Here is a 26,466-nt window from a genome sequence, read left to right as displayed (position 1 = left end):
GGTCCGAGAGCCGTGCCGGGCCGCCTGCGGCGGGCGGCGGTGGTCACCCCGCCTGCCCCGCACCGTCCGACGGGGCCGGCCGGCCGTCGAGTGCCTCGATGGTGGCGTTGGACGGTCCGCGCGTGGCCGAGAGGCCACGGGCCACGTCCTCGGCAGCGCCCAGCACCCGTACCGCGTTCTGCCAGGTCAGCTTGGCCAGGTCGGACCTGGACCAGCCGCGGTCCAGGAGCTCGGCGATCAGGTTGGGATAGCCGGAGACGTCGTTCAGGCCGTCCGGGGTGAAGGCCGTGCCGTCGTAGTCGCCGCCGATGCCGAGGTGGTCGACACCGGCGACCTCGCGCATGTGGTCGAGGTGGTCCGCCACCGTGGCGACGGTGGCGACCGGGCGCGGGTTGGTCTCCTCGAAGGCGCGGTGCACCTTCATCGCCTCGGGCGTGGTGGCGAGGTGGTGGAAGCCGTGCGCGCGCATGTTCTCGTCGGCCGCGGCCGTCCAGTCCACGGCGGCCTGGAGGACGAACTTCGGCACGAACGTCACCATCGCCACACCGCCGTTGGCGGGCAGGCGCTCCAGCACGTCGTCCGGGATGTTCCGCGGGTGGTCGCACACGGCCCGCGAGGAGGAGTGGGAGAAGATCACCGGGGCGCCGGTCGCATCCAGCGCGTCCCGCATGGTCGTCGCCGCCACATGGGACAGGTCGACCAGCATGCCGAGGCGGTTCATCTCCCGCACCACCTCGCGGCCGAACTCCGACAGGCCGCCGACCCCGGGCCGGTCCGTCGCCGAGTCCGCCCATGCCACGTTGTCGTTGTGGGTGAGAGTCAGGTACCGGACGCCGAGCGCGTACAGGCCCCGCAGAGTACCGAGGGAGTTGGCGATGGAGTGGCCGCCCTCGGCGCCCATGAGGGAGGCGATGCGGCCCTGGCCGCGCGCCGCCTCCATGTCGGCCGCCGTCAGGGCGGGAGCCAGGTCGGCCGGATGGCGCGCCAGCAACTGCCGTACGCAGTCGATCTGTTCCAGCGTCGCCGGGACCGGGTCGGGCTGGTCCGACCGGACGTAGACCGACCAGTACTGTGCGCCGACGCCGCCCTCGCGCAGGCGCGGGATGTCGGTGTGCAGGTGGGCGTCCTGGCGGGTGCCGATGTCGCGGGCGTCCAGGTCGTAGCGGACCTTCTCGCGCAGCGCCCAGGGCAGGTCGTTGTGACCGTCGACGACCGGGAACTCGCGCAGCAGTTCCCGGGCTTCGTCCAGCGAGGTCATCGGTGTCACTTCCCCGTGCCGAAGCCGAAGCCGCCCCCGGCGCCGTCCACCTTGGCGCGCAGCCGCTTGCCCTTCTCGGTGGCCTGGTCGTTGAGGTCCTGCTGGAACTCCCGCATCCGCCCGAGGAGTTCCTCGTCGTGGGTGGCGAGGATGCGGGCGGCGAGCAGACCGGCGTTGCGGGCCCCGCCGACCGAGACGGTCGCCACGGGGACACCGGCCGGCATCTGCACGATCGACAGCAGCGAGTCCATGCCGTCCAGGTACTTCAGCGGTACCGGTACGCCGATCACCGGCAGCGGGGTGACGGAGGCGAGCATGCCGGGCAGATGTGCGGCACCGCCGGCGCCCGCGATGATCACCTTCAGCCCGCGGTCCGCGGCGTGTTCCCCGTACGCGACCATCTCGCGCGGCATGCGGTGCGCGGAGACGACGTCGACCTCGTACGCGATCTCGAACTCGTCGAGGGCCTTGGCGGCGGCCTCCATGACGGGCCAGTCGGAGTCCGACCCCATGACGATGCCAACAACAGGGCTCATTCGGTGATGGTGCCTCTCAGGTAGCCGGCAGCGTGACGGGCGCGCTCCAGCACGTCGTCCAGGTCGTCGCCGTAGGTGTTGACGTGACCGACCTTGCGGCCGGGCTTCACGTCCTTGCCGTACATGTGGATCTTCAGCTGGGGATCGCGGGCCATGCAGTGCAGGTACGCGGAGTACATGTCGGGGTAGTCGCCGCCGAGGACGTTCACCATGACGGTCCACTTCGCGCGCGGGCGCGGATCGCCGAGCGGCAGGTCGAGGACCGCGCGGACGTGGTTGGCGAACTGGGAGGTGATCGCGCCGTCCTGGGTCCAGTGGCCCGAGTTGTGCGGGCGCATGGCCAGCTCGTTGACGAGGATGCGGCCGTCGCGGGTCTGGAACAGCTCGACGGCGAGATGGCCGACGACGCCGAGTTCCCTGGCGATGGTCAGGGCCATCTCCTCGGCCTTGAGCGCGAGGACCTCGTCCAGGCCGGGGGCCGGTGCGACGACCGTGTCGCAGACGCCGTTGACCTGCTGGGACTCGACGACCGGGTAGGCGACGGCCTGGCCGTGCGGGGAGCGTACGACGTTGGCGGCGAGCTCGCGGACGTAGTCGACCTTCTCCTCGGCGAGTACGGGCACGCCGGCGCGGAACGGGTCGGCGGCCTCCTCGGCGGACTCCACGACCCACACGCCCTTGCCGTCGTAGCCGCCGCGGACGGTCTTGAGGACGACCGGGAAGCCGTCCCCTTCGGCCGCGAAGCGGACCACGTCCTGAGGGTCGCTCACGATCCGGTGCCGCGGGCACGGCACTCCGATCGCGTCGAGCTTCGCGCGCATCACACCCTTGTCCTGGGCGTGCACCAGCGCGTCCGGGCCGGGGCGCACGGGGATGCCGTCCGCCTCCAGCGCGCGCAGGTGCTCGGTGGGGACGTGCTCGTGATCGAAGGTGATCACGTCGCAGCCCCGCGCGAAGGCACGCAGGGTCTCCAGATCGCGGTAGTCGCCGATGACGACATCGCCCACGACCTGCGCCGCTGAGTCCTGAGGGGTATCACTGAGGAGCTTGAACCTGATGCCCAGCGGGATGCCCGCCTCGTGTGTCATACGAGCGAGCTGGCCACCGCCGACCATGCCGACAACCGGAAACGTCACGCCCCCAGGGTATCGGCCGCGCCACCGCGGCCGGATTCCGAGCTTCCGAGCACGCTCCCAGCAGGACTCTTACCGGTGGTTTCAGTGTCTCTTTCCTGCCTTTTCCAGGACTCTTTCCGTCCTGTTCCCCGCCGGACAGCCCGTCCGCAGGCGCGGGCCCAGGGCGCTGGTTAGCATGGCGGGGTTGACGAAACCGACCCGAACGGGGGCCTTCACCGCCATGGGACGTGGTTCCTCGGGGCTTGAACAGGCGCCCCCGGCGCCCACCAGTGCGCTGCGACAGCGCGTGGACCGGCTGTGGCGCGAGATCGCCAAGTTCGGTGCGGTGGGCGGCGCAGGGCTGCTGGTCAACCTGCTCGTGTTCAACCTGGTACGGCATGTGACCGGACTGCAGGTGGTGCGGGCGAGCGTCATCGCGACCGTCGTCGCGATCATCTTCAACTACATCGGCTTCCGCTACTTCACGTACCGGGACCGCGAGAAAAGCGGCCGCACCAAGGAACTCACCCTGTTCCTGCTGTTCAGCGTGGTCGGCCTGGTGATCGAGAACGGCGTGCTGTACCTGGCGACGTACGGCTTCGGCTGGGACAGCCCGCTGCAGAGCAACATCTTCAAGTTCCTCGGCATCGCGGTCGCGACCCTGTTCCGCTTCTGGTCGTACCGCACGTGGGTGTTCCAGGCCCTGCCCGCCCGGGAGACGGTCGCGAACGCCGAGTCGATCCTCGCGGCGGAGTCCAGGAAGCCGCCGAGGTCCAAGCAGCGCGTGAGCTGAGGTCCGGCACCCGGACCGCCGGTCCTACCGCACCGTGGGCTGCTCGTCCGTGAGGTGCCGGGGCGGCGTCCGGGACAGGAACAGGCCGAAGACCGGTGGCTGGGCCTGGAGCAGTTCCAGCCGTCCGCCGTCGGCCTCCGCGAGGTCCCGCGCGACGGCCAGCCCGATGCCCGTGGAGTTGCGTCCGCTGATGGTCCGCTCGAAGATCCGCGCGCCGAGGTCGGCGGGCACCCCGGGCCCCTCGTCCGTGACCTCCACGACCGCCTGGTTGCCGGTCACGCGGGTACGCAGTGCCACGGTGCCGCCGCCGTGCATGAGTGAGTTCTCGATCAGCGCGGCCAGTACCTGCGCCACCGCGCCCGGTGTGCCCACGGCCTGCAGGTGCCGCTTGCCGGAGCTGACGATGGCCCGGCCGGCACTGCGGTAGGCGGGCCGCCACTCGGCGATCTGCTGCTGGAGGACCTCGTCGAGGTCGAAGGAGACGGCGGAGCCGGTGCGGGGGTCGCGGGCGTTCGTCAGCAGCCGCTCGACCACGTCCGTCAGCCGTTCCACCTGGGTGAGCGCGACGTTCGCCTCCTCCTTCACCGTGTCCGGGTCGTCGGTGAGGGTGATCTCCTCGAGCCGCATGGACAGGGCGGTCAACGGGGTGCGCAGCTGGTGGGAGGCGTCGGCGGCCAGGCGCCGCTCGGCGGTCAGCATACGGGCGATCCGCTCGGCAGAACCGTCCAGCACATCGGCGACCCGGTCCAGCTCGGGCACGCCGTAGCGCTTGTGGCGGGGGCGCGGGTCGCCCGAGCCGAGACGTTCGGCGGTCTCGGCGAGGTCGGTCAGCGGGGAGGCCAGCCGGTTGGCCTGGCGGATCGCGAGCAGCACCGCGGCCACCACCGCCAGCAGCGCCACCAGCCCGATGATCAGCAGGGTGCGGCCGACCTCCCGGGTCACCGAGGAGCGCGGCTCCTCCACCCGGACGGTCTCGCCCTGCTCCCCCTTGGCCGTGGAGTGGATCACGTCACCGGTCGGCCGGGTGCCCACCTGGATGGGCTGCTGACCCGGGAGGCCGATCACGGCGTACTGGCCGGCGGCCACCTGATCGCGCAGGACCTGCGCGCTGACGGCCTCCGCGCCGAGAATCCGGCTGTCCACGATGCTGGCCAGCCGCAGCGCCTCGGAGTCGACCCGCTCCTGGGCGCTGTTGCTGATGGTACGGGTCTCCACGATCACCAGGGAGACGCCGAAGACGGCGATCACGACGAGCACCACGGCGAGCGTGGACTGGATCAGTCGACGGCGCATGACCTCTTACCTGCCGGAACCCGGAAAGCCCGGCTCAGCTCTTCTCGAAGCGGAAACCCACGCCTCGCACGGTCGCGATGTAGCGGGGGTTCGCCGCGTCGTCGCCGAGCTTCTTGCGCAGCCAGGAGATGTGCATGTCGAGCGTCTTGGTGGACGACCACCAGGTCGTGTCCCAGACCTCGCGCATCAGCTGGTCGCGGGTGACGACCCGGCCCGCGTCGCGCACGAGCACCCGCAGCAGGTCGAACTCCTTGGCGGTGAGCTGGAGCTCCTCCTCGCCCATCCAGGCGCGATGCGACTCGACGTCGATGCGCACGCCGTGCGTGGCGGGCGGCTGCTGCGGCTCCGCGGCGCCGCGCCGCAGCAGGGCCCGGACCCGGGCCAGCAGCTCGGCGAGACGGAAGGGCTTGGTGACGTAGTCGTCGGCACCCGCGTCCAGGCCGACCACGGTGTCCACCTCGTCGGCGCGCGCGGTCAGGATCAGGATGGGCACGGTGTGGCCGTCGGCGCGCAGCCGGCGGGCGACTTCCAGGCCGTCCATGCCGGGCAGGCCGAGGTCCAGCACGACCAGGTCGACACCGCCCTGCATTCCGGCGTCGAGCGCGGTGGGTCCGTCCTCACGCACCTCGACCTCGTAACCTTCCCGGCGCAGTGCGCGGGCCAGCGGCTCCGAGATGGACGCGTCGTCCTCGGCGAGCAGTACACGGGTCATGAGGTGATGGTAGTCCGCCGGTGCCGCCCGCCGGGGCGGTGCTGCGGTGTGACCACGGCCTGCCTTCTTACCTTCCGGGGCCGCTGGTACGAACCAAGGGTCGCGGGATGCGATCCTTGTGTACACCTTCGAAAAGGCGTCCAAGTTCCCCTGCTCCCTGTGATCCGTGTCTCAAGTCCTTCCATATCCGGCGGTGTCCTGCCGTATCATGAGTTGCACGCCTGTGGCACACAGCGGACCTTCGGCACTCGTCTGACGCTGAGGGTCCCTTTCGTGTGCGGGGCCGGCTCGGGCCGGCCCTGAAGGAATGACCTAGGGCCGGGCCTCGTTCGCGCATCGACGCGGGTGCAGGCGTGGATCCCGGTGGCCGCCGTCCGTCGCTTCGCAACCCGGAGCGGACTCCCCCTGGGCGTGGGGTGGGCGGACGTCCTGCCGGTGCCGGCAGCCCCCCACCGGGCGCGCATTCGTTCTTGAAGCGCGTCCCGACCAGCAAGGAACGACATGGCGTCCAGCCTGACGAAGGACTCGGTCCGCCCGGGCACCCCCGGATCCGAGAAGACCTTCTTCGGCCACCCCCGCGGCCTGGCCACCCTCTTCATGACCGAGATGTGGGAGCGTTTCTCCTACTACGGCATGAAGGCTCTGCTCCCGCTGTACCTGGTGGCACCGGGCGGCCTGCACATGAACGCGGCCACCGCGACCGCGATCTACTCGGTGTACGTGTCGCTCGTGTACCTGCTCGCCCTGCCGGGCGGCTGGTTCGCGGACCGCGTCCTCGGCCCCCGCAAGACGGTCGCCGTCGCCGGCGCGGTCATCATGCTCGGCCACCTGACGCTGGCGCTGCCCAGCGCCGGCACCTTCTTCGCCGGCCTCGGCCTGGTCGCCATCGGCTCCGGTCTGCTGAAGGCCAACATCTCCACGATGGTCGGCCACCTCTACGACGGTCCGGACGACCCGCGCCGCGACGGTGGCTTCACGCTCTTCTACATCGGCATCAACCTGGGCGCCTTCGCCGCTCCGCTGGCCATCGGCACCGTCGGTGAGAACGTCAACTGGCACTTCGGCTTCGCGCTGGCCGCGCTCGGCATGGCGCTGGGTCTGGCCCAGTTCCTGCTCGGCACCCGCCACCTGAGCGACCGCTCCAGCGTCGTGCCGACCCCGCTGTCGGCCCAGGAGAAGAAGGCCACCCTGGTCAAGGCCGCCGTGTGGGCGGGCGTCGCGGTCGTCTTCTACGCGATCATCGGCTTCTCCGGTGTCTACACGCTGAACTGGCTGCTGGTCCCGATCACGATCGCCGGTCTGGCCATCCCCGTGCTGGTCATCGCCCGCATCAAGCGGGACAAGGAGCTCGACCGCGCCGATCAGTCGAAGATGACCGCGTACATCTGGTTCTTCGTCGCCGCGGCCGTGTTCTGGATGATCTACGACCAGGGTGGCTCGACGGTCTCGCTGTTCGCCGATTCCTCCGCGAAGAACACGGTCTTCGGCTGGAACTTCCCGGTCTCCTGGTACCAGTCGGTCAACCCGGTCATGATCATGGCGCTGGCCCCGGTCTTCGCCTGGGCCTGGCTGGCGCTCGCCCGGCGCGGCAAGGAGCCGAGCACCGCGGTGAAGTTCGCGATGGGTCTGGTCCTGATCGGCGCGTCCTTCTTCCTCTTCCTCGCCCCGCTGTCGATCGCCCACGGCGGTCACAAGGCGGCCGCGATGTGGCTGGTGGCGATCTACTTCGTGCAGACCGTCGGCGAGCTGACGCTGTCCCCGGTGGGTCTGTCGGTGACCACGAAGATGGCGCCCGCGAAGTACGCCTCCCAGATGATGGGCGTGTGGTTCCTGGCGGTCACCGCCGGTGACGCCACGACCGGTCTGCTCTCCATCGCCGGCGTCGACCTCAACAAGACGGGCATCGTGACCCTGCAGGCCGCCCTCGCGGTGCTGGCCGGCGCGGCGGTGTGGATGTACCGCCGCAAGGTCAAGGAGCTCATGGGCGACGTGCACTGACGCACGTTCCAGGTGCCACGAAGGGCCACCGCATCCTCGGATGCGGTGGCCCTTCGGCGTTCCCGGGGCCGGCTAGCGGCCCCGCCGTCCCGGCATCAGCGTGAACACCGCGGCGCCCAGCAGGATCGCCGTCCCGGCCACCAGGCCGAGTGCCTTCAGGGCGTCGTGGTTGTCGGCGCCGGTCTGGGCGAGGCCGCCGCCGGACGCCGTACCCGCGCCGGACGTGGTCGCCGAGCCGCCGCCCGGTCCTCCGCCCGAGGCACCGCCCGCCTGCTGCGTGGTGTCCAGGGTGAGGGAGACCTCGGTCCTGGCGGGCGTGCACGTCGTGGTCGTCCCGAGGGCGTTGATCGTCAGGACGCCGGGCGACAGGGTCGCCCGCCCGCTCGCGCCGGGCTTGTACGTGCCCGTCAGGTCCGGGATCTCGATCGGTTCGCCCGACTTGATGGCCTGCGCGTTGGCCGGCCCCTCGACATGCACCGTGCCCTTGTCCGCGCCGCCCAGGACGACCTCCATGGACGGCTTCACGGAGCCCTTGGGGATGTCGGCAGGGCTGTTCATCACCGACTTCTTGAACTGCACGGTGAGATCGAAGCTCCCGCCGTTCTTCCGGGCGTCGATCTGCACGGGCGAGGTCGCGTTCTTGTCACCGATGGGGGTCCTGCACCGGTACGGCACCTGGACCTCCTTGCCGGTGAAGTCCGTCTGGCCGCCGCCTCCGGTACCGGAGGTGCCGCCGGTGCCCGTTGTCCCGCCGCTGCCGCCCGATGTCCCGGTGGGGCTCGGGGACGGCGTGGACGTCTGTGTCGGGGTCGGCGTCCCGGACGGCTGCCCGCCCGTCGTACCGCCCGATCCGCCGCCGTCCGTGACCTTGATCGTCGCGGCGGGCTGCACGGTCTCCTTCGGGGAGCACTTGGTGTCCGTGGAGATCGGCTTGTTGACGTTGACGTCGTACGCGTCCGGCGTCAGGGTCACCTCGCCCGCCGTCGTCAGCTTCAGCTTCCCCGTCATGTCGGACAGTTTCATGTCGCTGTTCTTGGGGATCGGCGGGTTGGACCGCGGGCCCTGCATCGCGACGGCCGTCGTCTGCGCGCCGGCCGCCCTGAGCGTGCCGGTCGGCTTCACGGTGTCCTTGTCGAGGTCGAGGATGTCCGGGTTCTTGGCGGCGGCCTGGACGAACTTCCAGGTGACGGTCACCTCGTCGCCGACCTTCGCCTCGGCGGGCGCGGTGATCTCCACCTTCGTGGTGCCCTCGACCGGCGGCAGCCCCGAGATGGGCGGCGGGATGCACTCGGTCTTGTAGGACACCGCGGCGGCCTGGGCGGGCCCGGCCGCCAGGCCGAGCAGGGCACCCGCCCCGCCGAGCGCGAGCGCGACACCCGCCGCGCCCGCTCTGCGCCCCCGGTGTGCCGTGCCGGCCGGTGTGACTCTCCTTCGCCTTCTCACGTGGGTCCCTTCCTGGTCGGAGTCGTACGGCCCGGGTGACTCGGCGGACTCGGCGGACTCGGCGGACTCGGCCGAGTCGCGGGACTCGCAGCCGTGGGGGCCGTCGGAGCCGTCGGAGCCGTGGGAGCCGCAGGGCTCGTCGGGGTTTCGTCGTGCGGTGCGGAGAGCCGGCCGGCCGCGCCCGGAGCGGAGTCCGGGGTGAACCACGGCAGGGTCGGAGTCGTCGGGGCGGTGCCGTCCGTGGTGCGCGCGGTGCCCGGCCCGGGCAGGCGCAGGGCGAGGCCGGGCAGGCGCAGTCCGCGGTGCCCGAGGCCGCCGGGGCGGCGCGGTCGGACCCGGTCCACCACGGCCATACCGGCGCGGAACACCGCGCCCGGCACGACCACGGCCACCAGGATCCAGAACAGCGTCACGCCCCAGGGGCGGCCCACGCCCCACGGCTGCTCGGCGAGGACCCGGCCGCCGTACTCGAGGGAGACCGTGTAGTCGCCGTGCGCTCCGGCGGACAGCTGGACGGGGAGCTTGATCTGCACCTTCCGGCCCGGTGCGAGCGTGCCGCGCCACTGCTGGTCGTCCCACTGCGGGGCGAAGACGCCGTGCGAGGTGCCGACCCGGAAGACGGGGTCCTTGACGGCCTCGGAGCCGACGTTGCCGACGGTGAACACGAGGGTCCGGTCCGGTGGCGCCCCGAACCAGGTCAGCAGCCCGCTCGAGCCGTCGAGCCGGGTGTCGGTCAGGACGGACAACCGGCCACCGGCCGGTTCGGCGGGCAGCGGTTCGACGGCGTGCCCGGCGACCTGGAAGATCGCGTCGGACTCGGCCTTCGCGCCGGTCGCCGTGGCCACGTGCACCACGCACGGGCACGGCACCGGCGGCTCGGCCACCGGCAGCTTGCGGTCGAAGCGGCCCCGGTCGTCGGTGGTTGCGGCCCGGCCGTCGCCGTTGGCACAGGAGTTGGTGCCGCCGATGACCCCCCGGGACGGCACGGACTGCCCGCAGATCAGCAGCATCAGCAGCGTGTGCGGTCGCCAGCCGCTGCCGGTGACGGTGATCGAACCCCCGGTCCCGGCCTGGGACTTGGACAGTTTCACGCTCGGGCCGTCGGCGCCCGCAGCGGTGCCGGCCAGGAGCAGCACCAGCAGCGCGAGCACCGCCACCAGCGCCGGGATCCGCCGCCTGCCGCTCACCTCACCGCTCCCGTCAACTCGGCCTGCTCCTGGGCCGTCTGGGCCGGCTCGACGCCGTCCGGGGTACGGCGCCCGCGCCGTCGTACGGCGAACAGGGCGCCGCCGGCCGCCGCCGCGGCCAGGCCCGCGCCCGTGGTCACCGGGACCCAGGGCACCAACCGCACCGACGTGCCCGCCGTGGCGTGCGCCCCGCCCGCGGCCGTCACCGTCAGCCGTACGTCGACCGCGTCCGGCGCGGGCCGGTCCGGCCACGGCTCGCTCAGCTTCAGGCGACGGCCCGGGAGCAGCGCCACCGGCAGGGCGCGCGGGGCGCGGTCGAGGACCGTGCCGAGGATCCCTTCCGCGTGCACGGCCAGGTGCGGGGCGAGAACCGTGGTGCCGCGGTTGACCAGCTCGTACGTGATCCGGTCGCCGCGCACGGCGACGTGCTCGACGGTCAGCGCGGCCAGCGCCGGTCCGCCGACGCGCAGCCGGAGCCGTACGCTCGCCTCCCGGCCGTCTCCGTCGCGGGCGGTGATCACGCCGGACCGGTCGCCGGGCGCGGCCGTCGCCGGGACCGTCACCGCGAAGGGGACGTCGGCGCGGGTGCGGGCGGGCACCCGTATCCCGGTCCGGGCGAAGGCGACCGGCACACCGGTGCCCCGCAGCCGTACGGCCACCGCCCGCGTCCCCCGGTTGGTGACGGACACCGTGTCCTGCAGGACCGTGCCGGGGCTGCCCTCGGCGTAGAAGGACGGGCGGCCACCGCCCGCGGGCGCCACGGACCAGTCTCCGCCGGGCTCCTGGAGCAGGGGGGACGCCCAGGCCGGGGCGGCCGTCGCGGCCGGGACGGCGGTGAGCAGAACGGCCAGCAGAACGAGCCGGGACAGGCGGGACGGGCACGGCAGGCGCGGGAGACGGGACCGGCTCGGCGGGCGCGGGAGACGGGACCGGCACGACAGACGCGGCAGACCGAACCGGCACGACAGACGCGGCAGACCGAACCGGCTCGGCGGGCGCGGGAGACGGGACCGGCACGACAGACGCGGCAGACCGAACCGGCTCGGCGGGCGCGGGAGACGGGACCGGCTCGGCGGGCGCGGGAGACGGGCGGTGGACGGCATCGGCGGCTCCGACGGGTGGGTCTACGGCGGTCAGCGGCGGACGCGGGCCGCCTGGTTTCGCCGGGTCAGCCACAGCGCTCCCGCCGCGCCCGCGAGGAGCACGGTGCCGCCGAGCGTGCCGAGGGCGATGGCCGCGTCCTCGGGGCCGGTCTGCGGCAGCTGACCACCGGAGCCGGTGCCGCTCTGCGAGGACCCGGAGGACCCTGAGGACCCCGAGGACCCCGAGGAACCGCCGGAGCCGGCGCCCCCGCCGGCCGCCGTGACGCCGAGGGTGAGGGACGGTCCCGGGCTGTTGGTCGGGGTGCACGTGGTCGTCGTACCGAGGGCCTTGATGGTGAGGACGGCCGCCGTGAAGGTGACCCTGCCGGTCTTCCTCGGTGTGTACGTGCCGCTCAAGTCGCTGATTTTGATGGGGGTGTTGGCGGGGATCGCGGTCTGGTTCGCCGGTCCGGTCACCGTCATGGTGCCGCTGTCGGCGCCGCCCAGCGCGATGGTGGCGCTCGGGTTCATCGCGCCCTTGCCGAGCTCGACCGGGCTGGAGGAGACGCCCTTCTGCCAGGACATGGTGATCCGGTAGCCGCTGCCGCTCCTGACGCCCTTGATGTCGATGGGCGAGACGGCGCTCTTGACGCCGATGGGCGTCTGACAGCGGTAGTTCACGTCGACGACGTCGGCCCGCGCCGCGGGGGCGGCCAGCAGCACGGCCGAGCCGGCCAGGGCCGCGGCGGACGCGAGCGCGGCGGTTCGTTTCTGGTACGGCACGGTCCACCTCGTTCCTGACGGCACATCAGATCGGCCGTCAAGGTACGCCTGGGGCCTTGCCGAGGGAAGACACGATGCGCGCCGGATCTGTGCGGACTCGGCGCGTGAAAAGGAGAGTCCGGGTGGACGGTCGGGGACTGTCCACGGGGGGAGGGCGACCGCGGGTGGTCCCGAACGGTTACGCCGGCGCCCCCAGTTCGGCCCAGACCCTCTTGCCGGCGACGCCCGGAGTGCGTACGACGCCCCAGTCCAGACACAGACGCTGGACGATGAACATGCCGTGGCCGCCGGGACGACCGGCGCGATGCGGGTTGCGCGGGGCCGGCTGACCGGTGCCCCGGTCGGAGACCTCGATGCGGATCACCTTGTTGTCGCAGGCGATCGCCAGCTCGTCCGGCCCCTCGGCGTGCAGACAGGCGTTGGTGACCAGCTCGGACACGACGAGGAGCACGTCCTCGGCGGCCGCCCGCCGGTCGGCGGACGCGGCGGGCAGCCAGCCCCACGCGTACAGCGCCTGGCGGGCGAAGTCACGGGCGAGCGGCACGACGCCGCTCGCGCCGTCGAAACTCAGCCTGCGGGCCTGACGACGACCCCCCGGCGAGACCGCCGTCTCGGCAGTCGCACCGTCGGCGGACGCTCCGGTCACCGAGCCGGCAGCCGGGCCCCCCGCGGACGCTCCGGCCGCTGGCACGCCCCCCTCGGACGCCCCGGAAGCGCCGCTGGGCTCCGGGCCGCGGTCGCCCGGCGAGTAAGGCCGGGTGGTGCTCATCAGCGCTTCACCTCACCGATTCACCAGTTCACGATTCAGCAGTCACTACACACATGCACAGTCGGTTCACACATACACAGTCGGTTCACACATACACAGTCGGTTCGCCCGTACACACGCCAGAACGCCCCTCGTCGGCTCCCGGTCGGGCTGCCGACGTGTCCAGGATGTCTCCTGCCCGACCGATCCGGCGGAACACCCCCGTTTTCGGCACGAACGGTGTGACGCCCCGTACATGCCGGGCCACAGGGAAACGGAGGAGACACGTCGATGGCCCCGGCGGCGGCTCAGCCGGCCTCGTCGGCCAGGGCGTCCTCAAGCGTGTCATGCACGGTGAAGACCGCGTCGGCCCCTGTGATCTCGAACACGCGCGAGACCACCGGAAGCATTCCGGCCAGATGGACGCCACCCCCCGCGGCCTCCGCCCGCAGCCGTGCGCCGAGGAGCACGTTGAGACCCGTGGAGTCGCAGAACTCCAGGCGCGAGCAGTCCACGACCAGGCGCGTGCGCCCCTTGTCGAGACACTCCTCCAGGGGCTCGCGCAGCAGGTCGGCCGTGTGGTGGTCGAGCTCGCCCGCCGGTGTCACGACAGCGCTGGAGCCCTCTTGCCGCACCTCCACCAGAAGCCGGCCCGACTGTGCGCTGCCGACCGTCCCGCGGTCCATGCCGTCACTCTCTCCCGGTGTCTTGGCTGCTGACTGACGCCCTCGAACACTACGCCTTCCCTACGCACTCCGACACCCGAACAATTCACACAGAAACGGACATACCTCAACAGAACCTACTTGCGGTGGGCTCGGGGAAGCGGGTAGGGCTAGTAGGGACACGCACCCGACACGGTCGGCTTTGGAGGCGCCGCACACCGCAGTGCACGCACTGGCTCCGGCAGCCTTATGCCGAGAACGATGGAGGACATCATGTCATCCCGGCTCGACGCCTCGCATACCCGGAGGGGGACGTCGACATCCCCTCCGGACCACCTGGATCACCTCGACCTCGACGACGCACGTCCCGAGCCGGCCGACCAAGTCGGCACGCTCGCCGGGCTTCCCGACATCCCTCCGTACGACGAGGTGGCCCCGGACGACGCCCGAGCGCTGTCCAAGACCCTCTTCGAGCGGCTGGAGTCCCTCGAGGAAGGCACCCACGAGTACTCGTACGTCCGCAACACCCTCGTCGAACTCAACCTCGCCCTCGTCAAGTTCGCCGCCTCCCGCTTCCGCTCCCGCAGCGAGCCGATGGAGGACATCATCCAGGTCGGCACCATCGGCCTGATCAAGGCGATCGACCGCTTCGAACTCTCGCGTGGCGTGGAGTTCCCCACCTTCGCGATGCCAACCATCGTGGGCGAGATCAAGCGCTTCTTCCGCGACACCTCGTGGTCCGTGCGCGTCCCGCGCCGGCTGCAGGAGCTCCGGCTCGACCTGGCCAAGGCCGGTGACGAGCTGGCGCAGCAGCTCGACCGCGCGCCGACGGTCGCGGAGCTGGCGGAGCGTCTGGGCATCTCCAACGACGAGGTCGTGGAGGGCATGGCGGCGTCGAACGCGTACACCGCGTCGTCGCTGGACGCCCAGCCGGAGGAGGACGACTCCGAGGGCGCGCTCGCGGACCGCATCGGCTACGAGGACAACGGGCTCGAAGGCATCGAGTACGTCGAGTCGTTGAAGCCGCTGATCGCCGAACTTCCTCCCCGGGACCGGCAGATCCTCTCCCTGCGGTTCGTCGCCAACATGACCCAGTCGGAGATCGGCGAGGAACTCGGCATCTCGCAGATGCACGTCTCGCGGCTGCTGTCGCGGACGTTGGTGCGGCTGCGCAGGGGGCTGACGGTCGACGAGTGACCGGCGAACGGTGACGGCCTGACGTGTCGCTTCACGTCCGGCGCCGTGCGCGGCGCCGGACGGCCGTCGGCGGGGCAGCCGCGAGGACGGCCTCGCGGGTTCCGCCCGCCTCCGCCCGAGGTCGTTGAACGACGCCTCGGTTACCCGGGGGAAACCTCTTTCCCCCACGAGCCTCGTCCACCACTATGGTCACCCGCAAACTGGCCGGTACGTCAGGGCTCCGCGTGCGCCACGTGCGCCACGTGCTCCACGTGCTCCACGGGCTCCACGTGCTCCACGGCCGGCCGCCGCGAGAACGCGGCAGCGGCACCGGGGACGAGGAGGCGGGTGGATGGCTCGGGCCGACGGGACCGACAACGACGTCGAGGCCGGGGACGCGGGCGGCGGTGCGCACACGGGCGTGTCCGACGCGCGGCTCACCGAGCTGCTGCGCGCCGACACACCGACCGTCTACCCGGCGCTGCAGGAACTGCGCGCCCGGCACCGTGTCCCGGTCCTCGCCCACGCCCGCCGGTGCACGGCGAGCGACTCGGCGGCCCGGCAGCTCGCGGCGCAGGCGTTCACGCTGGCGGCCCGAGAGACGGCCCGCGGCGTGGAGCCGGGTGTCCCGCTGCGCCTGCACCTGCTGCTGCTGACCGGCCGCCTGGCCGCCTCCTGGGCCCGCGACGAGCGGTCCGGCGGACTCGATGCCGGCCTGCTGCTGGTGCTGAACACCGCGGGCCCCGAGGGTCCGGTCCCGCCCCTGCTCACGGCGTTCCAGTCGCTGCCCAGCCGGGTCCAGGGCCTGATCTGGTACGGGATCGTGGAGCAGGAGCCCGCGGAACGCACGGCCGGCTTCCTCGGCATCACCCGCGAGGACGTGGTGTACGGCACCGCGCAGGCGCTCCAGGCCATGGCCCAGGCGTGTCTGAGAACCCGCCTCGCCGCCTCCGACGACCCGCGCTGCGGTGACTTCCGGCGCCTGATCGAGGAATCGGTACGGCCGGACAACCCCCGCTCCAGCGCCGACCTGCACGCCCACATGGCGCAGTGCGCGCACTGCACGGCCGCGTTCGAGGAACAGAGCGCCCTGCGCGACCAGCCGCGCACCGTGCTGGCCGAGGGCCTGCTGCCGTGGGGCGGCACGGCGTACGTCGCGCGCCGCGCCACGGCGCCGCGAGCACCGTCGAGCACGCGGACCGCCGCGTGGCCGCCGCCCCGGCGCTACCTCCTCGCCTCGGTGGCGCTCGGCGTGGCCCTGGCGCCCGTGCTCCTGCTCCTGCTCACCTCGAAGGGCGGCCCGCAAGGCCAGCGCTCGGCGGGCTCGGCGATCAGAACTCCGGCTTCCCCGCGGGTCACGGTGACGGCGACGGTGTCGGCGACCCCACCCTCGCCCTCCCCGTCCGCGACCTCCAGGCCCCCGTCACCGACGCCGACGCCCACGCCCCGGCCCTCGCGGACGGCCCCGCCCAAGCCGGCTCCGGTTCCGGCTCCCTCCCCCACCCGTCCGCCGGGCGGCGCCTTCGCCCAGGTGGTGAACGTCGCCTCGGGCCGCTGCCTGGACGTGGCCGGCGACTTCGGCAACGGTACGGACGTCGTCACGGCGCGCTGCACCTCCTCGCCCACCCAGCGCTGGCGGGTCGACTCCTCACGGGGCGTCGTGCAGTCGGCCGCGGACCCCGGCTTCTGCCTCGACAGCCGCGGCTCCGTCGACCGGGGCGTCGGCATCTGGGACTGCGACTCGGTCTACGGCGACCACGGCCAGAACCTGACGTTCACCGTGGACCCCGACGGCGTGATCCGCCCGGCCATCGCCGTCGAGACCGCGCTCACCCCGAGCGGCTACGGCGACCTGTCCCTGGAGCCGTTGAACGGGGGGACGGCGCAGCGGTGGCGGGCGGGGGACGCCTGATCGGGCCTTTGCCGGAGTGGCGGACGGGGGACGCCTGATCCAGCCTCCGCAGGAGTGGCGGGCCAGGACGCCTGATCCAGCCCCGGCTGGGTTGGCGAGCTGGACGCGGGGCGACGCTCGTGGCCCGAGTGGCGGACGGGGACGCCGACCCGGCGTCGCTGCCGGAGTGGCGTAGGCCCGCTGCCGGGTCAGGCCTCGCGCACGCCCCGGCGCCAGACCTGGCTCACCAGGGGCACGCCCGGGCGGTAGGCCAGGTGGACGTGGCTCGGGGCATCCAGAAGGGCCAGGTCGGCGCGGGCGCCGGGGCTGAGGCGGCCGATGTCGTCGCGGCGCAGGGCCGCCGCTCCGCCGGCGGTGGCCGACCAGACCGCCTCGCCCGGGGTCATGCCCATGTCGCGGACGGCGAGGGCGATGCAGAACGGGACGGAGGAGGTGAACGACGAGCCCGGGTTGCAGTCGGTGGAGAGGGCGACGGTGACGCCGGCGTCGAGCAGGCGCCGGGCGTCGGGCCACTGCGCGCGGGTGGAGAACTCGGCGCCGGGCAGCAGCGTGGCGACCGTACGGCTGTTCGCGAGGGCGTCGACATCCGCGTCCGTCAGGTGCGTGCAGTGGTCCGCGCTGGCCGCGTCCAGCTCGACGGCCAGCTGGACGCCGGGGCCGTAGGAGAGCTGGTTGGCGTGGATGCGCGGCTGCAGACCCCTGGCCCGGCCGGCGGTGAGGATCGCCCGGGCCTGGTCGCCGTCGAAGGCGCCCTTCTCGCAGAACACGTCGATCCAACGGGCGTACGGCGCGCAGGCGTCGAGCATCTCACCGGTCACCAGGGCGACGTAGGCGGCCGGGTCCTCGGCGTGGTCCGGGGAGACGATGTGCGCGCCGAGGTAGGTGACCTCGTCCGTGTGCGCGGCGGCGATGCGCAGGGCGCGGGCCTCGTCCTGGACGGTGAGGCCGTAGCCGGACTTGGTCTCGAAGGTGGTGGTGCCCTGGCGGAGCGCCTCGCTCAGGTAGCGGGTGAGGTTGGCCTCCAGATCCGCGTCGCTCGCCGCCCGGGTGGCCGCGACGGTGGTGCGGATGCCGCCCGCGCTGTAGGCGCGGCCCGACATGCGGGCGTTGAACTCCTCCGTGCGGTCGCCCGCGAAGAGGAGGTGGGAGTGCGAGTCGACGAAGCCCGGCACGACCGCGCGGCCGCCGGCGTCGACCCGGTTGTCAGTGGCGGGTGCTTTGCTGGATTCACCGGCCCACGCGACGCGGTCGCCGTCGATGACGACGGCCGCGTCCCGGACCAGGCCGAGCGGGGATCCGTCACCGAGGGAGGGGTCGTTGGTGACCAGTGTGGCGATGTTGGTGATGACGGTGCTGCTCATGGTGTCCTCAGGGATGACGGTGGGATTCAGCCGCGCAGGGCTTCGACGGCCGCTGCCAGCGCTGACGGCACGTCGGGTACAAGGGCATGGGCGCCGTCCCGTACGACATGACGGCCGGCCACGACCGTGTGGCGCACGTCCGCGGCGGACGCGGCGAATACAGCCGTCTCCGCGCCGAGCCGCGGCAGCGTCCCCGCTGTCCTGACCGAGTCCAGGGCGATCGTCGTGAAGTCGGCGAGGGCACCGGGCTGCAGACTGCCCGCGTCCTCCCAGCCGAGGGCCGCGTGCCCGTCGGCCGAGGCCGCGCGCAGCAGTGCCGCGGCCGTCCAGTGGCCGCGGTTGCGGGTGCGCAGCCGCTCGTCCAGCTCCATGGCGCGTGCCTCTTCGAGCAGGTCGATGACGGCGTGGCTGTCGGAGCCGAGGGAGAGCGGGGAGCCGGCGCGCTGGAGGGCGGGGGCGGGTCCGATGCCGTCGGCCAGGTCCCGTTCGGTCGTCGGGCACATGCAGGTGCCGGTGCCGGAGCCGCCGATCAGTGCGATGTCCTGGTCGGTGAGGTGCGTGTTGTGCACGCCGGTCGTGCGCGGGCCGAGCACGCCGTGGTCGGCCAGGAGTTGGGTCGGGGTGCGGCCGTGGGCCTCCTGGCAGGCCTCGTTCTCCGCGGTCTGCTCCGACAGGTGCACATGCAGCGGGGCCCGCCGCTCCTCGGCCCACCGCGCCACGGTCGCCAGTTCGCGCGCGGGCACGGCCCGCACGGAGTGCACGGCGGCCCCGATCCTCGCGTGATCTTGTTCCTTGAGAAGTGAACAGCGTTCGGCCCAGGACTCGGCGGTCCCGTCCGAGAAGCGGAGCTGGTGGGAGTTGGGCGGCTGCCCGAAGCCGGAGGAGAGGTAGCAGGTGTCGAGGAGGGTGATGCGGATGCCGGCCTCGGCGGCGGCCGCGACGAGGGCCTCGCCCATCGCGTTCGGCTCGGCGTACCGGGTGCCGCCCCGCGCGTGGTGGACGTAGTGGAACTCGCCGACCGCCGTGACCCCGGCCAGCGCCATCTCGGCGTACACCGCCCGGGCCAGTGCGTGGTAGTTCTCGGGGGTGAGCCGGTCGGCCGTGGCGTACATGACCTCACGCCAGGTCCAGAAGGTCCCGGAGCCGACCTGGACGGTGCCGCGCAGGGCCCGGTGGAAGGCGTGGCTGTGGGCGTTGGCGAGCCCGGGCAGGGTGAGTCCGCGCAGCACCTCGGCGCCGGGTGGCGGGGCGGTCACGTCCGTGCGGACGGCGGCGATGCGGCCGTCCCGTACGTCGAGCGCCACACCGGGCTCGACGTGCGTGTCGAGCCAGGCGTGCTCCAGCCAGTACGTCCCTGTGTGCGTCTGCGTCACCTGCAGGCCAGCCCTTCCAGTACGTCGGCGAGTGCGTGCACCCCGGCCACGCAGTCGTCCTCGGCCGCGAACTCGGCCGGGGAGTGCGAGACGCCGGTGGGATTGCGTACGAACAGCATGGCGGTCGGGATGCTCGCGGAGAGGATCCCGGCGTCGTGTCCGGCTCCGGTGCCGAGCACCGGGACCTTCAGTTCGGTGTCCTTGCCCAGGAGGCGGGCGAGCTCGTCGCGCAGGGCGTGGTCGAACTCGACGACGGGCGTGAACGACTCGCGGACCACGTCGAGGTCGACGCCGTGGGTCGTCGCGTACTCGCGGGCCGCGTTCTCGATCCCTGTGACCACCCGGTCCAGGCTCTCCTGGTCGGCGGCGCGGGAGTCGAGCCATCCGCGCACCAGGGAGGGGATCGCGTTGACACCGTTGGGCTCGACGGCGATCTTGCCGAAGGTGGCGACGGCACCGGCGAGCGCGGCCTCGCGGCGGGCGGCCAGCACGGTCTCGGCGTAGGGCAGCATCGGGTCGCGGCGGTCGGCCAGCCGGGTGGTGCCGGCGTGGTTGGCCTCGCCCAGGAAGTCGAACCGCCACCGCCCGTGCGGCCAGATGGCACTGGCGACGCCCACGGCGTCCCCGGTGAGGTCCAGCGCCCGCCCCTGCTCCACGTGCAGCTCGACGAAGGCCCCGATCCGCGCGAGGCGCTCGGGGTCCGGGCCGATGGCCTCGGGGTCGAACCCGGCGGCCGCCATGGCCCGCGGCAGCGTCACCCCGTCCGCGTCGGTCAGCCGGTGCGCCTGCTCGACGGTCAGCTGTCCGGCGGTCAGGCGCGACCCGACACACGCGAGCCCGAACCGGGCCCCCTCCTCGTCGCCGAAGTTGACGACGCCGAGGGGCCTGGTGAACCGGGCTCCCCTGCCGAGCAGTTCGTCCAGCGCGGCGAAGGACGACACCACGCCGAGGGGCCCGTCGAAGGCCCCGCCGTCGGGCACGGAGTCCAGGTGCGACCCGGTGACGACGGCGTCTCCGGCGGCCGGGTCGCCGAGCCAGGCCCACTGGTTGCCGTTGCGGTCCACCTCGTAGGCGAGTCCGCGGGCCTCGGCCTGCTCCTGGAACCAGGCCCGGCACTCGGCGTCGGCGCCGGTCCAGGCGTAGCGCCGGTAGCCTCCGGAGGCCGGGTGACGGCCGATGGGGGCCAGCTCGCGCCACATGGCGTGGAAGCCGTCGCCGGAGCTTTGGGCCGTGGTCGTCGCAGGCTGCGGCTGGGTCACGCCTCGTCACCCTCGCGCATGGGCACCCGCACGCCGCGCTGCACGGCCACCGACTCCGCGATGTCGTACCCGGCGTCGACATGGCGGATGACGCCCATTCCGGGGTCGTTGGTCAGTACGCGCCGGATCTTCTCCCCGGCGAGCGCGGTGCCGTCGGCCACCGTGACCTGACCGGCGTGGATGGACCGGCCCATGCCCACGCCACCGCCGTGGTGCAGGGAGACCCACGAGGCGCCCGAAGCGACGTTCACCATGGCGTTCAGCAGCGGCCAGTCGGCGATCGCGTCGGAGCCGTCGAGCATGGCCTCGGTCTCGCGGTACGGGGAGGCGACGGAACCGCAGTCGAGGTGGTCCCGGCCGATGACGACGGGAGCCCGGAGCTCGCCGCCGGCGACCATGTCGTTGAAGCGCTCGCCGGCCTTGTCCCGCTCGCCGTAGCCGAGCCAGCAGATGCGGGCGGGCAGGCCCTGGAAGTGGACCCGCTCCCCGGCCATCTTGATCCAGCGCGCCAGGGACTCGTTCTCGGGGAACAGGTCCAGGATCGCCCTGTCGGTCTTCGCGATGTCGGCCGGGTCACCGGACAGTGCGGCCCAGCGGAAGGGGCCCTTGCCCTCGCAGAACAGCGGGCGGATGTAGGCGGGGACGAAGCCGGGGAAGGCGAACGCCCGGTCGTACCCGGCCAGTTGTGCCTCACCGCGGATCGAGTTGCCGTAGTCGAAGACCTCGGCGCCGGCGTCCATGAAACCGACCATCGCCTCGACGTGCCGGGCCATGGACTCGCGGGCCCGGGTGGTGAAGCCGGCCGGGTCCTTGGCGGCGTGGGAGGCCATGTCCTCGAAGTCGACGCCGAGCGGGAGGTACGCCAGCGGGTCGTGCGCCGAGGTCTGGTCGGTGACGATGTCGATGGGGGCGCCCATGGTGAGCAGCTGCGGGACCAGCTCGGCGGCGTTGCCGAGGACGCCGACGGACAGCGGACGGCGTGCGTCGCGGGCCTCGACGGCCAGCTGGAGGGCGTGGTCGAGCGAGTCGGCCTTCACGTCGAGGTAGCGGTGCTCGATGCGGCGCTCGATGGCCCGCGGGTCGCAGTCGATGCAGATCGCCACGCCGTCGTTCATCGTCACCGCGAGCGGCTGGGCGCCGCCCATGCCGCCGAGGCCGGCGGTGAGGGTGATGGTGCCGGCCAGGGTGCCGTCGAACTTCTTCGCGGCGACGGCGGCGAAGGTCTCGTAGGTGCCCTGGAGGATGCCCTGGGTGCCGATGTAGATCCAGGAACCGGCGGTCATCTGGCCGTACATGGTCAGGCCGAGGGCCTCCAGCCGGCGGAACTCCTCCCAGTTCGCCCAGTCGCCGACGAGGTTGGAGTTGGCGATGAGCACCCGCGGGGCCCACTCGTGGGTCTGCATGACGCCGACGGGGCGGCCGGACTGGACGAGCATCGTCTCGTCCTGCTTCAGCGTCCTCAGCGTGCGGACCATGGCGTCGAAGGAGCGCCAGTCGCGGGCGGCCTTGCCGGTGCCGCCGTAGACGACGAGCTTGTCGGGGTGCTCGGCGACCTCGGGGTCGAGGTTGTTCTGGAGCATCCGCAGGGCGGCTTCCTGCTGCCATCCCAGGGCGCTCAGGTCCGTACCGCGCGGCGCTCGTACGGGGCGGGGTCCTGACATGGTCTGCCTCCTAGCGGATTGCTCCCGATGGATTGTTGCTGTCGTTATTCACATCCTGACCCGATGAATAGAACTAGTCAATACGTGGGTGCGCACCTGCTCGGGGACCCTGCATGTTTGGCTGGATGCATGACTGCGGGCATCGATCGGGCGGAGGACGGCATGGGCATCGGCCACGACGGCCTCACGAGCGAGGCGCACGGCGAAGGGATCTCGCCGCGGGGCGAGGGAATCCCGCCGCCGGGCGAGGCGCACGGCCTCCGGATCCCGCCGCGGGGCGAGGGGGACGGCGAACGGATCACGCCGCGGCACGGAGCCCACGGCGCGCGGACCGGGCCGCAGGAAGAGGCGGACGGGGAGCGGGTCGCGCGGCGGGACGAGGCGGTGTGCGCCGCGGTGGAGCAGGGGCTGCTCGGCCCGGAGGCCCCCATCGTGGGCCTCCTGGACGTCACGGGCATCCGGAGTTCGGCGGCGGCCCTGCGGGCGGCGTTCGAGGCGGTCGCCGCGCCCGGGACGGCGGTGCTGCACGCCTTCGCGGTCAAGGCGACCCCGCTCGTGCCGGTGCTGCGGCTGCTGCACGAGGAGGGCATCGGCGCCGAGGTGGCCAGTCCGGGTGAGCTGGCGCTGGCCCGGGCGGCCGGGGTGCCGCCCTCCCGCACCGTCCTGGACTCCCCCGCCAAGACCCCGGCCGAGCTGCGGGAGGCACTGGCCTCGGGGATCGCCGTGAACGCCGACAACCCGCAGGAGCTGGGCCGCATCGACGCCCTCGTGCGGTCCGCGCCGGGCCTTCCCCGCTCGCCCGGCTCCGCCCGGCCCGGCGGGACCCCCGGCCCGCTCGGCATCCGGGTGAATCCGCAGGTCGGCGGCGGTTCCATCGAGGCCCTGTCGACCGCGACGGCGACCTCGAAGTTCGGCGTGGCGCTGCGCGACGAGGGGGCCCGCGAGTGGGTGGTGCGGGCATGTCTGGACCGCCCGTGGCTGACCCGGCTGCACGCCCACACCGGTTCGCAGGGCATCCCGCTGCCGCTGATGGCGCGGGGCGTGGCGGAGACGTACGCGCTCGCCGAGGAGATCAACGCGCGCGCCGGGCGACGGCAGATCGACACCCTCGACATCGGCGGCGGGCTGCCGGTCAACTTCGGTTCGGAGGCGACCGTGCCGACGTACGCGCAGTACGCACGGCTGCTGCGCGAGACGGTGCCGGGGCTGTTCGACGGGCGGTACGGGCTGGTCACCGAGTTCGGGCGGTCACTGCTGGCCAAGCACGGCACGGTGGTGGCCCGGGTGGAGTACACCAAGAGCGCCGGCGGGCGGCCGGTCGCGGTCACCCACGCGGGCGTGCAGGTCGCCACGCGGACGGTGTACGCGCCGGGGGCGTGGCCGTTGCGCGTCGCCGCGTACGACGCCGAGGGGCGCCCCAGGTCGGGACCCGAGGTGGTGCAGGACGTCGCCGGACCCGCCTGCTTCGCGGGCGACCTGCTCGCCGAGGGCCGCGCGCTGGCCCTGCTCGAACCCGGCGACCACGTGGCGGCGCTGGACACCGGCGCCTACTACTTCGCCCATCACTACGCCTACAACTCCCTTGCGCGGCCGGGCATTTACGGCTTCGTCCGCGATCCCTCGGGCGGCGTCGCCTTCGCCACCGTGCGGGAGCCGCAGACGCTCGACGAGATCGTGGCCGAGTCGGGAGGGGCGCACGCGAGCTCCCTCGCCACCCTCCCCACGTCCGGGCGCCGTTGACGCACACGGGGACCCTCGGGCAATTGGTATGAAGAGCGGGTCAGTCGACCAACACTAGTACCTCGGCCGCATGTTCCACCGGAAAATGCCAGATCCCTCACCGCCCGCGCACACCGTGCGTAACGTCGGCATCACTCAGCCGAACCCCGAGGCGGGAGGGGAACAACGGTGCCCGGAATCGACGAGTGCCTACTGGAAGCCATGCGGCTGCCCGGTGCCAGAGGCGCCGCGCTGGTGGACTGGACAAGCGGACTGGCGCTGGGCACCGTCGGAGAATCCCCGGGCGGCGACCATGAGACCACCGCGGCGGAGGCCGCCGAACTCGCGCGGCTGGCCGCGGAGCACGGGGCGTTCGCCTCGGCCGACGACCCCGGCGGAGAGCGCCCGCCGGTCGAGGACCTGATCGTCAGCAACCGGGACAGCTATCACCTGCTGCGGTTCGTGGAGACGTCCTTCGACAGCAGCGTGTTCCTGCATCTGTGGCTGACCCGCGCGGAGGGCAATCTCGCGCTGGCCCGGATACGGCTGGGCGAGATGGCCGATCGGCTGGTGCTGGGATGACCGTGGTGGACACCACGCCTCCGCCCCGGCTGCCGGTGCGGGACAAGACGGCCCCCGCCCACCGGGCCTGGGACGGGATGTCACCCATGCTGACCCGGCTCGCCGCCGAGCGCGCGACCGGCGTCCTGGTGCGCGAAGGGGGCACGCTCTACCTCGCCGACGGCTTGGTGGTGCACGCCGAGAGCCCCTCCGCAACCGGCCTGGACACCCTGCTCACAGCCCACGACACGCTGCCCGCGGAGGTCTGGCGGCAGGCCGTCGCACGGGCCGACGACCGGCGCGGCGCCGCCCGCCTGCTGGTCGAGGGCGGCCACCTGACCGAGGGTGCGCTTCAGCTGTGCCACCTCGGCGCCCTCTACGACGCCGCGTACTTCGCCCTGGCCGCGAGCAGCACGCCGGGCCGCTTCCGCTACGGCGTCGCCCACCGGGTCGGCCCCGTCCTCCCCGTCGCGGTCGCCGACCTGGAGCGGGCCACGGTGCGCCGCCGCGAACTGCTGCACCGCGTCTGGCCCGACGCGACACCGGACACCGCCCCGCTGGTACGGACGTACGTCACCAGGGCCCCCGCACTCACGGCCCGCCAGCAGAAGGTCCTGGACCGGGTCGACGGAGTCCGCACGGCAACGGACCTGGCCCGGGAGCTGGGAAGGCAGGCATTCCACACGCTGGTGGACGTCAGGCGCCTGGTGGCCGCGGGCCTGGTGGCGCCCCAGGAGCCGGTCCCGTGCGAGCCCGAACCCCACACGCCCACCGTCGCCGAGCGGTTGGCCTACACCACAGACCCCCACATCACGCTGCTGAAGAGGCTCAGGGATGCGCTGGAGGCCCTTTGAGAGGAGAACCCGGATGGCAGCCGAGCCCGAAATCCTGGACGAACTGCGCCGGTTGAGAGCCCGGGTCCCCCAGCTCACCGGCGCCCTCGCCGCGAGCGTCGACGGCCTGGTCCTGGCCCATGACACCCCGGGGGTGGAGCCGGAGGGCGTGGCGGCCCTCACCGCGACCGCGCTCGGCGTCGCCGTACGCATGGCCGACGTGACCGGCCAGGGCGAACTGCGCGAACTGCTGGTGCGCGGCGTCTACGGCTACGTCGCGACGTATGCGGCCGGCCGCACGGCCGTGCTCACCCTGCTCGCCCAGGACCGGGTCAACGTCGGCCGTCTGCACCTGGAGGGCCGCCGGGCCGGCGCCCGCATCGGCGAGCTGGTCGATGCCGAGGCCGCGGCCAGAGGCCCCGGCAGGGCGTCGGCGAAGGCGTCGAAACCGGCCGCCAGGACCACCGCACCACGGACCAGAACCACGCGCGTGCCACGCACCGCTGGCAGCAACGCGCCTACCACCACTGAAAGTTGAGAGAACAAGGAGACCGGCCATGGCCAACACCGAAACCTGCCTGAAGGAATGTCTCGCCTCCATCGAGGGCGCCACCGGCGTCGCACTCGTCGACTACACCAGCGGCATGGCCCTGGGCACGATGGGCGGCAGCAAGACCTTCGACCTGAACGTCGCAGCCGCCGGCAACACCGACGTGGTGCGCGCCAAGATGCGCACCATGGAGCACCTCGGGCTCAAGGGCCAGATCGAGGACATCCTGATCACCCTGTCCGACCAGTACCACCTGATCCGCCTGATCAGCGGCCGCGGCGGCAACGGCCTCTTCCTCTACCTGGCGCTGGACGCCAAGCGGGCCAACCTGGCGATGGCCCGGCACCAGCTGAGGAGGATCGAGGAGGACCTGGAGGTCTGACCCCGCGCCGCCAGGGGGTGTCGTTCGGATCACCCCGGATCCCCCCGGATCCGCGGTGATCCGAAC

General features: G+C 72.6%; 24 protein-coding genes. 9 read left to right on the top strand and 15 right to left on the bottom strand.

All coding sequences use genetic code 11. The features are described 5' to 3' along the window. Nucleotides 1-43 precede the first annotated feature (43 nt). Genes AB0A61_RS13235 through AB0A61_RS13225 form a run of 3 tightly spaced genes read right to left on the bottom strand, consistent with a single transcriptional unit; the run spans nucleotide 44 to nucleotide 2,930 of the window. A complete protein-coding gene (locus AB0A61_RS13235) occupies nucleotides 44-1,258 on the bottom strand; it encodes a dipeptidase (protein WP_361290708.1) in 1,215 nt (404 codons plus the stop codon). Nucleotides 1,259-1,263: 5 nt separating this feature from the next. Further along, a complete protein-coding gene (gene purE, locus AB0A61_RS13230) occupies nucleotides 1,264-1,794 on the bottom strand; it encodes a 5-(carboxyamino)imidazole ribonucleotide mutase (RefSeq protein WP_361290706.1) in 531 nt (176 codons plus the stop codon). Beyond that, a complete protein-coding gene (locus tag AB0A61_RS13225) occupies nucleotides 1,791-2,930 on the bottom strand; it encodes a 5-(carboxyamino)imidazole ribonucleotide synthase (protein WP_361290704.1) in 1,140 nt (379 codons plus the stop codon). The genes purE and AB0A61_RS13225 overlap by 4 nt, the downstream gene beginning before the upstream one ends. Before the next feature lie 220 nt (nucleotides 2,931-3,150). On the opposite strand from AB0A61_RS13225, the gene AB0A61_RS13220 reads away from it, so the two are divergent. Further along, on the top strand, nucleotides 3,151-3,702 hold the full coding sequence (locus AB0A61_RS13220; RefSeq protein WP_361290836.1) for a GtrA family protein: 552 nt from the start codon (nucleotides 3,151-3,153) through the stop codon (nucleotides 3,700-3,702). A gap of 24 nt (nucleotides 3,703-3,726) precedes the next feature. Here the strand turns inward: AB0A61_RS13220 and AB0A61_RS13215 are convergent, their stop codons facing one another. Further along, nucleotides 3,727-4,995, bottom strand: coding sequence for an ATP-binding protein (locus tag AB0A61_RS13215; protein ID WP_361290701.1), 1,269 nt, complete (start codon nucleotides 4,993-4,995; stop codon nucleotides 3,727-3,729). A gap of 34 nt (nucleotides 4,996-5,029) precedes the next feature. Then, nucleotides 5,030-5,707 (bottom strand): response regulator transcription factor, encoded by a 678-nt coding sequence (locus AB0A61_RS13210; protein ID WP_053661516.1) that lies wholly within the window; start codon nucleotides 5,705-5,707, stop codon nucleotides 5,030-5,032. Nucleotides 5,708-6,208: 501 nt separating this feature from the next. On the opposite strand from AB0A61_RS13210, the gene AB0A61_RS13205 reads away from it, so the two are divergent. Beyond that, complete coding sequence (locus AB0A61_RS13205) at nucleotides 6,209-7,705, top strand: oligopeptide:H+ symporter (RefSeq protein WP_361290698.1); 1,497 nt, start codon at nucleotides 6,209-6,211, stop codon at nucleotides 7,703-7,705. Nucleotides 7,706-7,777: 72 nt separating this feature from the next. Here AB0A61_RS13205 and AB0A61_RS13200 read toward each other — a convergent pair whose 3' ends face one another. The 6 genes from AB0A61_RS13200 to AB0A61_RS13175 all read right to left on the bottom strand — a co-directional run bounded on the left by AB0A61_RS13200 (nucleotide 7,778) and on the right by AB0A61_RS13175 (nucleotide 13,634). Continuing rightward, nucleotides 7,778-9,148, bottom strand: coding sequence for a hypothetical protein (locus AB0A61_RS13200; protein WP_361290695.1), 1,371 nt, complete (start codon nucleotides 9,146-9,148; stop codon nucleotides 7,778-7,780). Continuing rightward, entirely contained in the window at nucleotides 9,145-10,335 is a 1,191-nt protein-coding gene (locus AB0A61_RS13195) for a hypothetical protein (RefSeq protein WP_361290692.1), read from the bottom strand. Before AB0A61_RS13195 ends, AB0A61_RS13200 begins: the two co-directional genes overlap by 4 nt. Further along, entirely contained in the window at nucleotides 10,332-11,222 is an 891-nt protein-coding gene (locus AB0A61_RS13190; protein WP_361290833.1) for a hypothetical protein, read from the bottom strand. Before AB0A61_RS13190 ends, AB0A61_RS13195 begins: the two co-directional genes overlap by 4 nt. Nucleotides 11,223-11,468: 246 nt before the next feature. Next, complete coding sequence (locus AB0A61_RS13185; RefSeq protein ID WP_361290689.1) at nucleotides 11,469-12,200, bottom strand: LPXTG cell wall anchor domain-containing protein; 732 nt, start codon at nucleotides 12,198-12,200, stop codon at nucleotides 11,469-11,471. Nucleotides 12,201-12,378: 178 nt separating this feature from the next. Next, on the bottom strand, nucleotides 12,379-12,969 hold the full coding sequence (locus tag AB0A61_RS13180) for an ATP-binding protein (protein ID WP_361290686.1): 591 nt from the start codon (nucleotides 12,967-12,969) through the stop codon (nucleotides 12,379-12,381). A gap of 287 nt (nucleotides 12,970-13,256) precedes the next feature. Next, on the bottom strand, nucleotides 13,257-13,634 hold the full coding sequence (locus AB0A61_RS13175) for an STAS domain-containing protein (protein WP_361290683.1): 378 nt from the start codon (nucleotides 13,632-13,634) through the stop codon (nucleotides 13,257-13,259). A gap of 252 nt (nucleotides 13,635-13,886) precedes the next feature. Between AB0A61_RS13175 and AB0A61_RS13170 the strand changes: the two genes are divergently transcribed. Both AB0A61_RS13170 and AB0A61_RS13165 read left to right on the top strand, forming a co-directional pair. Further along, entirely contained in the window at nucleotides 13,887-14,810 is a 924-nt protein-coding gene (locus AB0A61_RS13170) for an RNA polymerase sigma factor SigF (RefSeq protein WP_361290680.1), read from the top strand. Between the two features lie 331 nt (nucleotides 14,811-15,141). Then, a complete protein-coding gene (locus AB0A61_RS13165; protein WP_361290677.1) occupies nucleotides 15,142-16,701 on the top strand; it encodes an RICIN domain-containing protein in 1,560 nt (519 codons plus the stop codon). A gap of 188 nt (nucleotides 16,702-16,889) precedes the next feature. Here the strand turns inward: AB0A61_RS13165 and hutI are convergent, their stop codons facing one another. Genes hutI through hutU form a run of 4 tightly spaced genes read right to left on the bottom strand, consistent with a single transcriptional unit; the run spans nucleotide 16,890 to nucleotide 22,355 of the window. Further along, nucleotides 16,890-18,062: an imidazolonepropionase gene (gene hutI, locus AB0A61_RS13160; protein WP_361290674.1), complete on the bottom strand. Its 1,173-nt coding sequence runs from the start codon at nucleotides 18,060-18,062 to the stop codon at nucleotides 16,890-16,892. Between the two features lie 26 nt (nucleotides 18,063-18,088). Then, nucleotides 18,089-19,435 carry a formimidoylglutamate deiminase gene (locus AB0A61_RS13155; RefSeq protein ID WP_361290671.1) on the bottom strand — a complete coding sequence of 449 codons (1,347 nt, stop codon included), beginning with the start codon at nucleotides 19,433-19,435 and terminating at the stop codon, nucleotides 18,089-18,091. Continuing rightward, nucleotides 19,432-20,634 (bottom strand): allantoate amidohydrolase, encoded by a 1,203-nt coding sequence (locus tag AB0A61_RS13150; protein WP_361290830.1) that lies wholly within the window; start codon nucleotides 20,632-20,634, stop codon nucleotides 19,432-19,434. Before AB0A61_RS13150 ends, AB0A61_RS13155 begins: the two co-directional genes overlap by 4 nt. Before the next feature lie 56 nt (nucleotides 20,635-20,690). Further along, nucleotides 20,691-22,355 (bottom strand): urocanate hydratase, encoded by a 1,665-nt coding sequence (gene hutU / locus AB0A61_RS13145; protein WP_361290668.1) that lies wholly within the window; start codon nucleotides 22,353-22,355, stop codon nucleotides 20,691-20,693. A gap of 129 nt (nucleotides 22,356-22,484) precedes the next feature. Here hutU and AB0A61_RS13140 point away from each other — a divergent pair, with 129 nt between their 5' ends. The 5 genes from AB0A61_RS13140 to AB0A61_RS13120 all read left to right on the top strand — a co-directional run bounded on the left by AB0A61_RS13140 (nucleotide 22,485) and on the right by AB0A61_RS13120 (nucleotide 26,400). Further along, nucleotides 22,485-24,095, top strand: coding sequence for a diaminopimelate decarboxylase (locus AB0A61_RS13140; protein ID WP_361290665.1), 1,611 nt, complete (start codon nucleotides 22,485-22,487; stop codon nucleotides 24,093-24,095). Nucleotides 24,096-24,263: 168 nt separating this feature from the next. Continuing rightward, the gene (locus AB0A61_RS13135; RefSeq protein ID WP_361290662.1) at nucleotides 24,264-24,656 is read left to right on the top strand and encodes a hypothetical protein; all 393 of its coding nucleotides are present in this window, start codon (nucleotides 24,264-24,266) and stop codon (nucleotides 24,654-24,656) included. Then, a complete protein-coding gene (locus AB0A61_RS13130) occupies nucleotides 24,653-25,489 on the top strand; it encodes a transcriptional regulator (protein ID WP_361290659.1) in 837 nt (278 codons plus the stop codon). Before AB0A61_RS13135 ends, AB0A61_RS13130 begins: the two co-directional genes overlap by 4 nt. Nucleotides 25,490-25,502: 13 nt before the next feature. Beyond that, nucleotides 25,503-26,006, top strand: a complete 504-nt coding sequence (locus tag AB0A61_RS13125) for a roadblock/LC7 domain-containing protein (protein ID WP_361290656.1) — start codon at nucleotides 25,503-25,505, stop codon at nucleotides 26,004-26,006. Nucleotides 26,007-26,025: 19 nt separating this feature from the next. Continuing rightward, nucleotides 26,026-26,400, top strand: a complete 375-nt coding sequence (locus AB0A61_RS13120) for a hypothetical protein (protein WP_361290653.1) — start codon at nucleotides 26,026-26,028, stop codon at nucleotides 26,398-26,400. Nucleotides 26,401-26,466: the final 66 nt, after the last annotated feature.

It is taken from the genome of Streptomyces sp. NPDC046197, from assembly GCF_040646295.1.
In the GTDB taxonomy this organism is placed as follows: Bacteria; Actinomycetota; Actinomycetes; order Streptomycetales; family Streptomycetaceae; genus Streptomyces.
This window is presented reverse-complemented; position numbering and strand designations above follow the sequence as displayed.

What these genes read in the sequence shown, in the direction of transcription:
- AB0A61_RS13235 (WP_361290708.1), bottom strand. Translation starts at nt 1,258, where the DNA reads ATGACCTCGCTGGACGAAGCCCGGGAACTGCTGCGCGAGTTCCCGGTC.
- purE (WP_361290706.1), bottom strand. Translation starts at nt 1,794, where the DNA reads ATGAGCCCTGTTGTTGGCATCGTCATGGGGTCGGACTCCGACTGGCCC.
- AB0A61_RS13220 (WP_361290836.1), top strand. Translation starts at nt 3,151, where the DNA reads ATGGGACGTGGTTCCTCGGGGCTTGAACAGGCGCCCCCGGCGCCCACC.
- AB0A61_RS13215 (WP_361290701.1), bottom strand. Translation starts at nt 4,995, where the DNA reads ATGCGCCGTCGACTGATCCAGTCCACGCTCGCCGTGGTGCTCGTCGTG.
- AB0A61_RS13210 (WP_053661516.1), bottom strand. Translation starts at nt 5,707, where the DNA reads ATGACCCGTGTACTGCTCGCCGAGGACGACGCGTCCATCTCGGAGCCG.
- AB0A61_RS13205 (WP_361290698.1), top strand. Translation starts at nt 6,209, where the DNA reads ATGGCGTCCAGCCTGACGAAGGACTCGGTCCGCCCGGGCACCCCCGGA.
- AB0A61_RS13180 (WP_361290686.1), bottom strand. Translation starts at nt 12,969, where the DNA reads ATGAGCACCACCCGGCCTTACTCGCCGGGCGACCGCGGCCCGGAGCCC.
- AB0A61_RS13175 (WP_361290683.1), bottom strand. Translation starts at nt 13,634, where the DNA reads ATGGACCGCGGGACGGTCGGCAGCGCACAGTCGGGCCGGCTTCTGGTG.
- AB0A61_RS13170 (WP_361290680.1), top strand. Translation starts at nt 13,887, where the DNA reads ATGTCATCCCGGCTCGACGCCTCGCATACCCGGAGGGGGACGTCGACA.
- AB0A61_RS13165 (WP_361290677.1), top strand. Translation starts at nt 15,142, where the DNA reads ATGGCTCGGGCCGACGGGACCGACAACGACGTCGAGGCCGGGGACGCG.
- hutI (WP_361290674.1), bottom strand. Translation starts at nt 18,062, where the DNA reads ATGAGCAGCACCGTCATCACCAACATCGCCACACTGGTCACCAACGAC.
- AB0A61_RS13150 (WP_361290830.1), bottom strand. Translation starts at nt 20,634, where the DNA reads ATGTGGCGCGAGCTGGCCCCCATCGGCCGTCACCCGGCCTCCGGAGGC.
- hutU (WP_361290668.1), bottom strand. Translation starts at nt 22,355, where the DNA reads ATGTCAGGACCCCGCCCCGTACGAGCGCCGCGCGGTACGGACCTGAGC.
- AB0A61_RS13140 (WP_361290665.1), top strand. Translation starts at nt 22,485, where the DNA reads ATGACTGCGGGCATCGATCGGGCGGAGGACGGCATGGGCATCGGCCAC.
- AB0A61_RS13130 (WP_361290659.1), top strand. Translation starts at nt 24,653, where the DNA reads ATGACCGTGGTGGACACCACGCCTCCGCCCCGGCTGCCGGTGCGGGAC.
- AB0A61_RS13125 (WP_361290656.1), top strand. Translation starts at nt 25,503, where the DNA reads ATGGCAGCCGAGCCCGAAATCCTGGACGAACTGCGCCGGTTGAGAGCC.
- AB0A61_RS13120 (WP_361290653.1), top strand. Translation starts at nt 26,026, where the DNA reads ATGGCCAACACCGAAACCTGCCTGAAGGAATGTCTCGCCTCCATCGAG.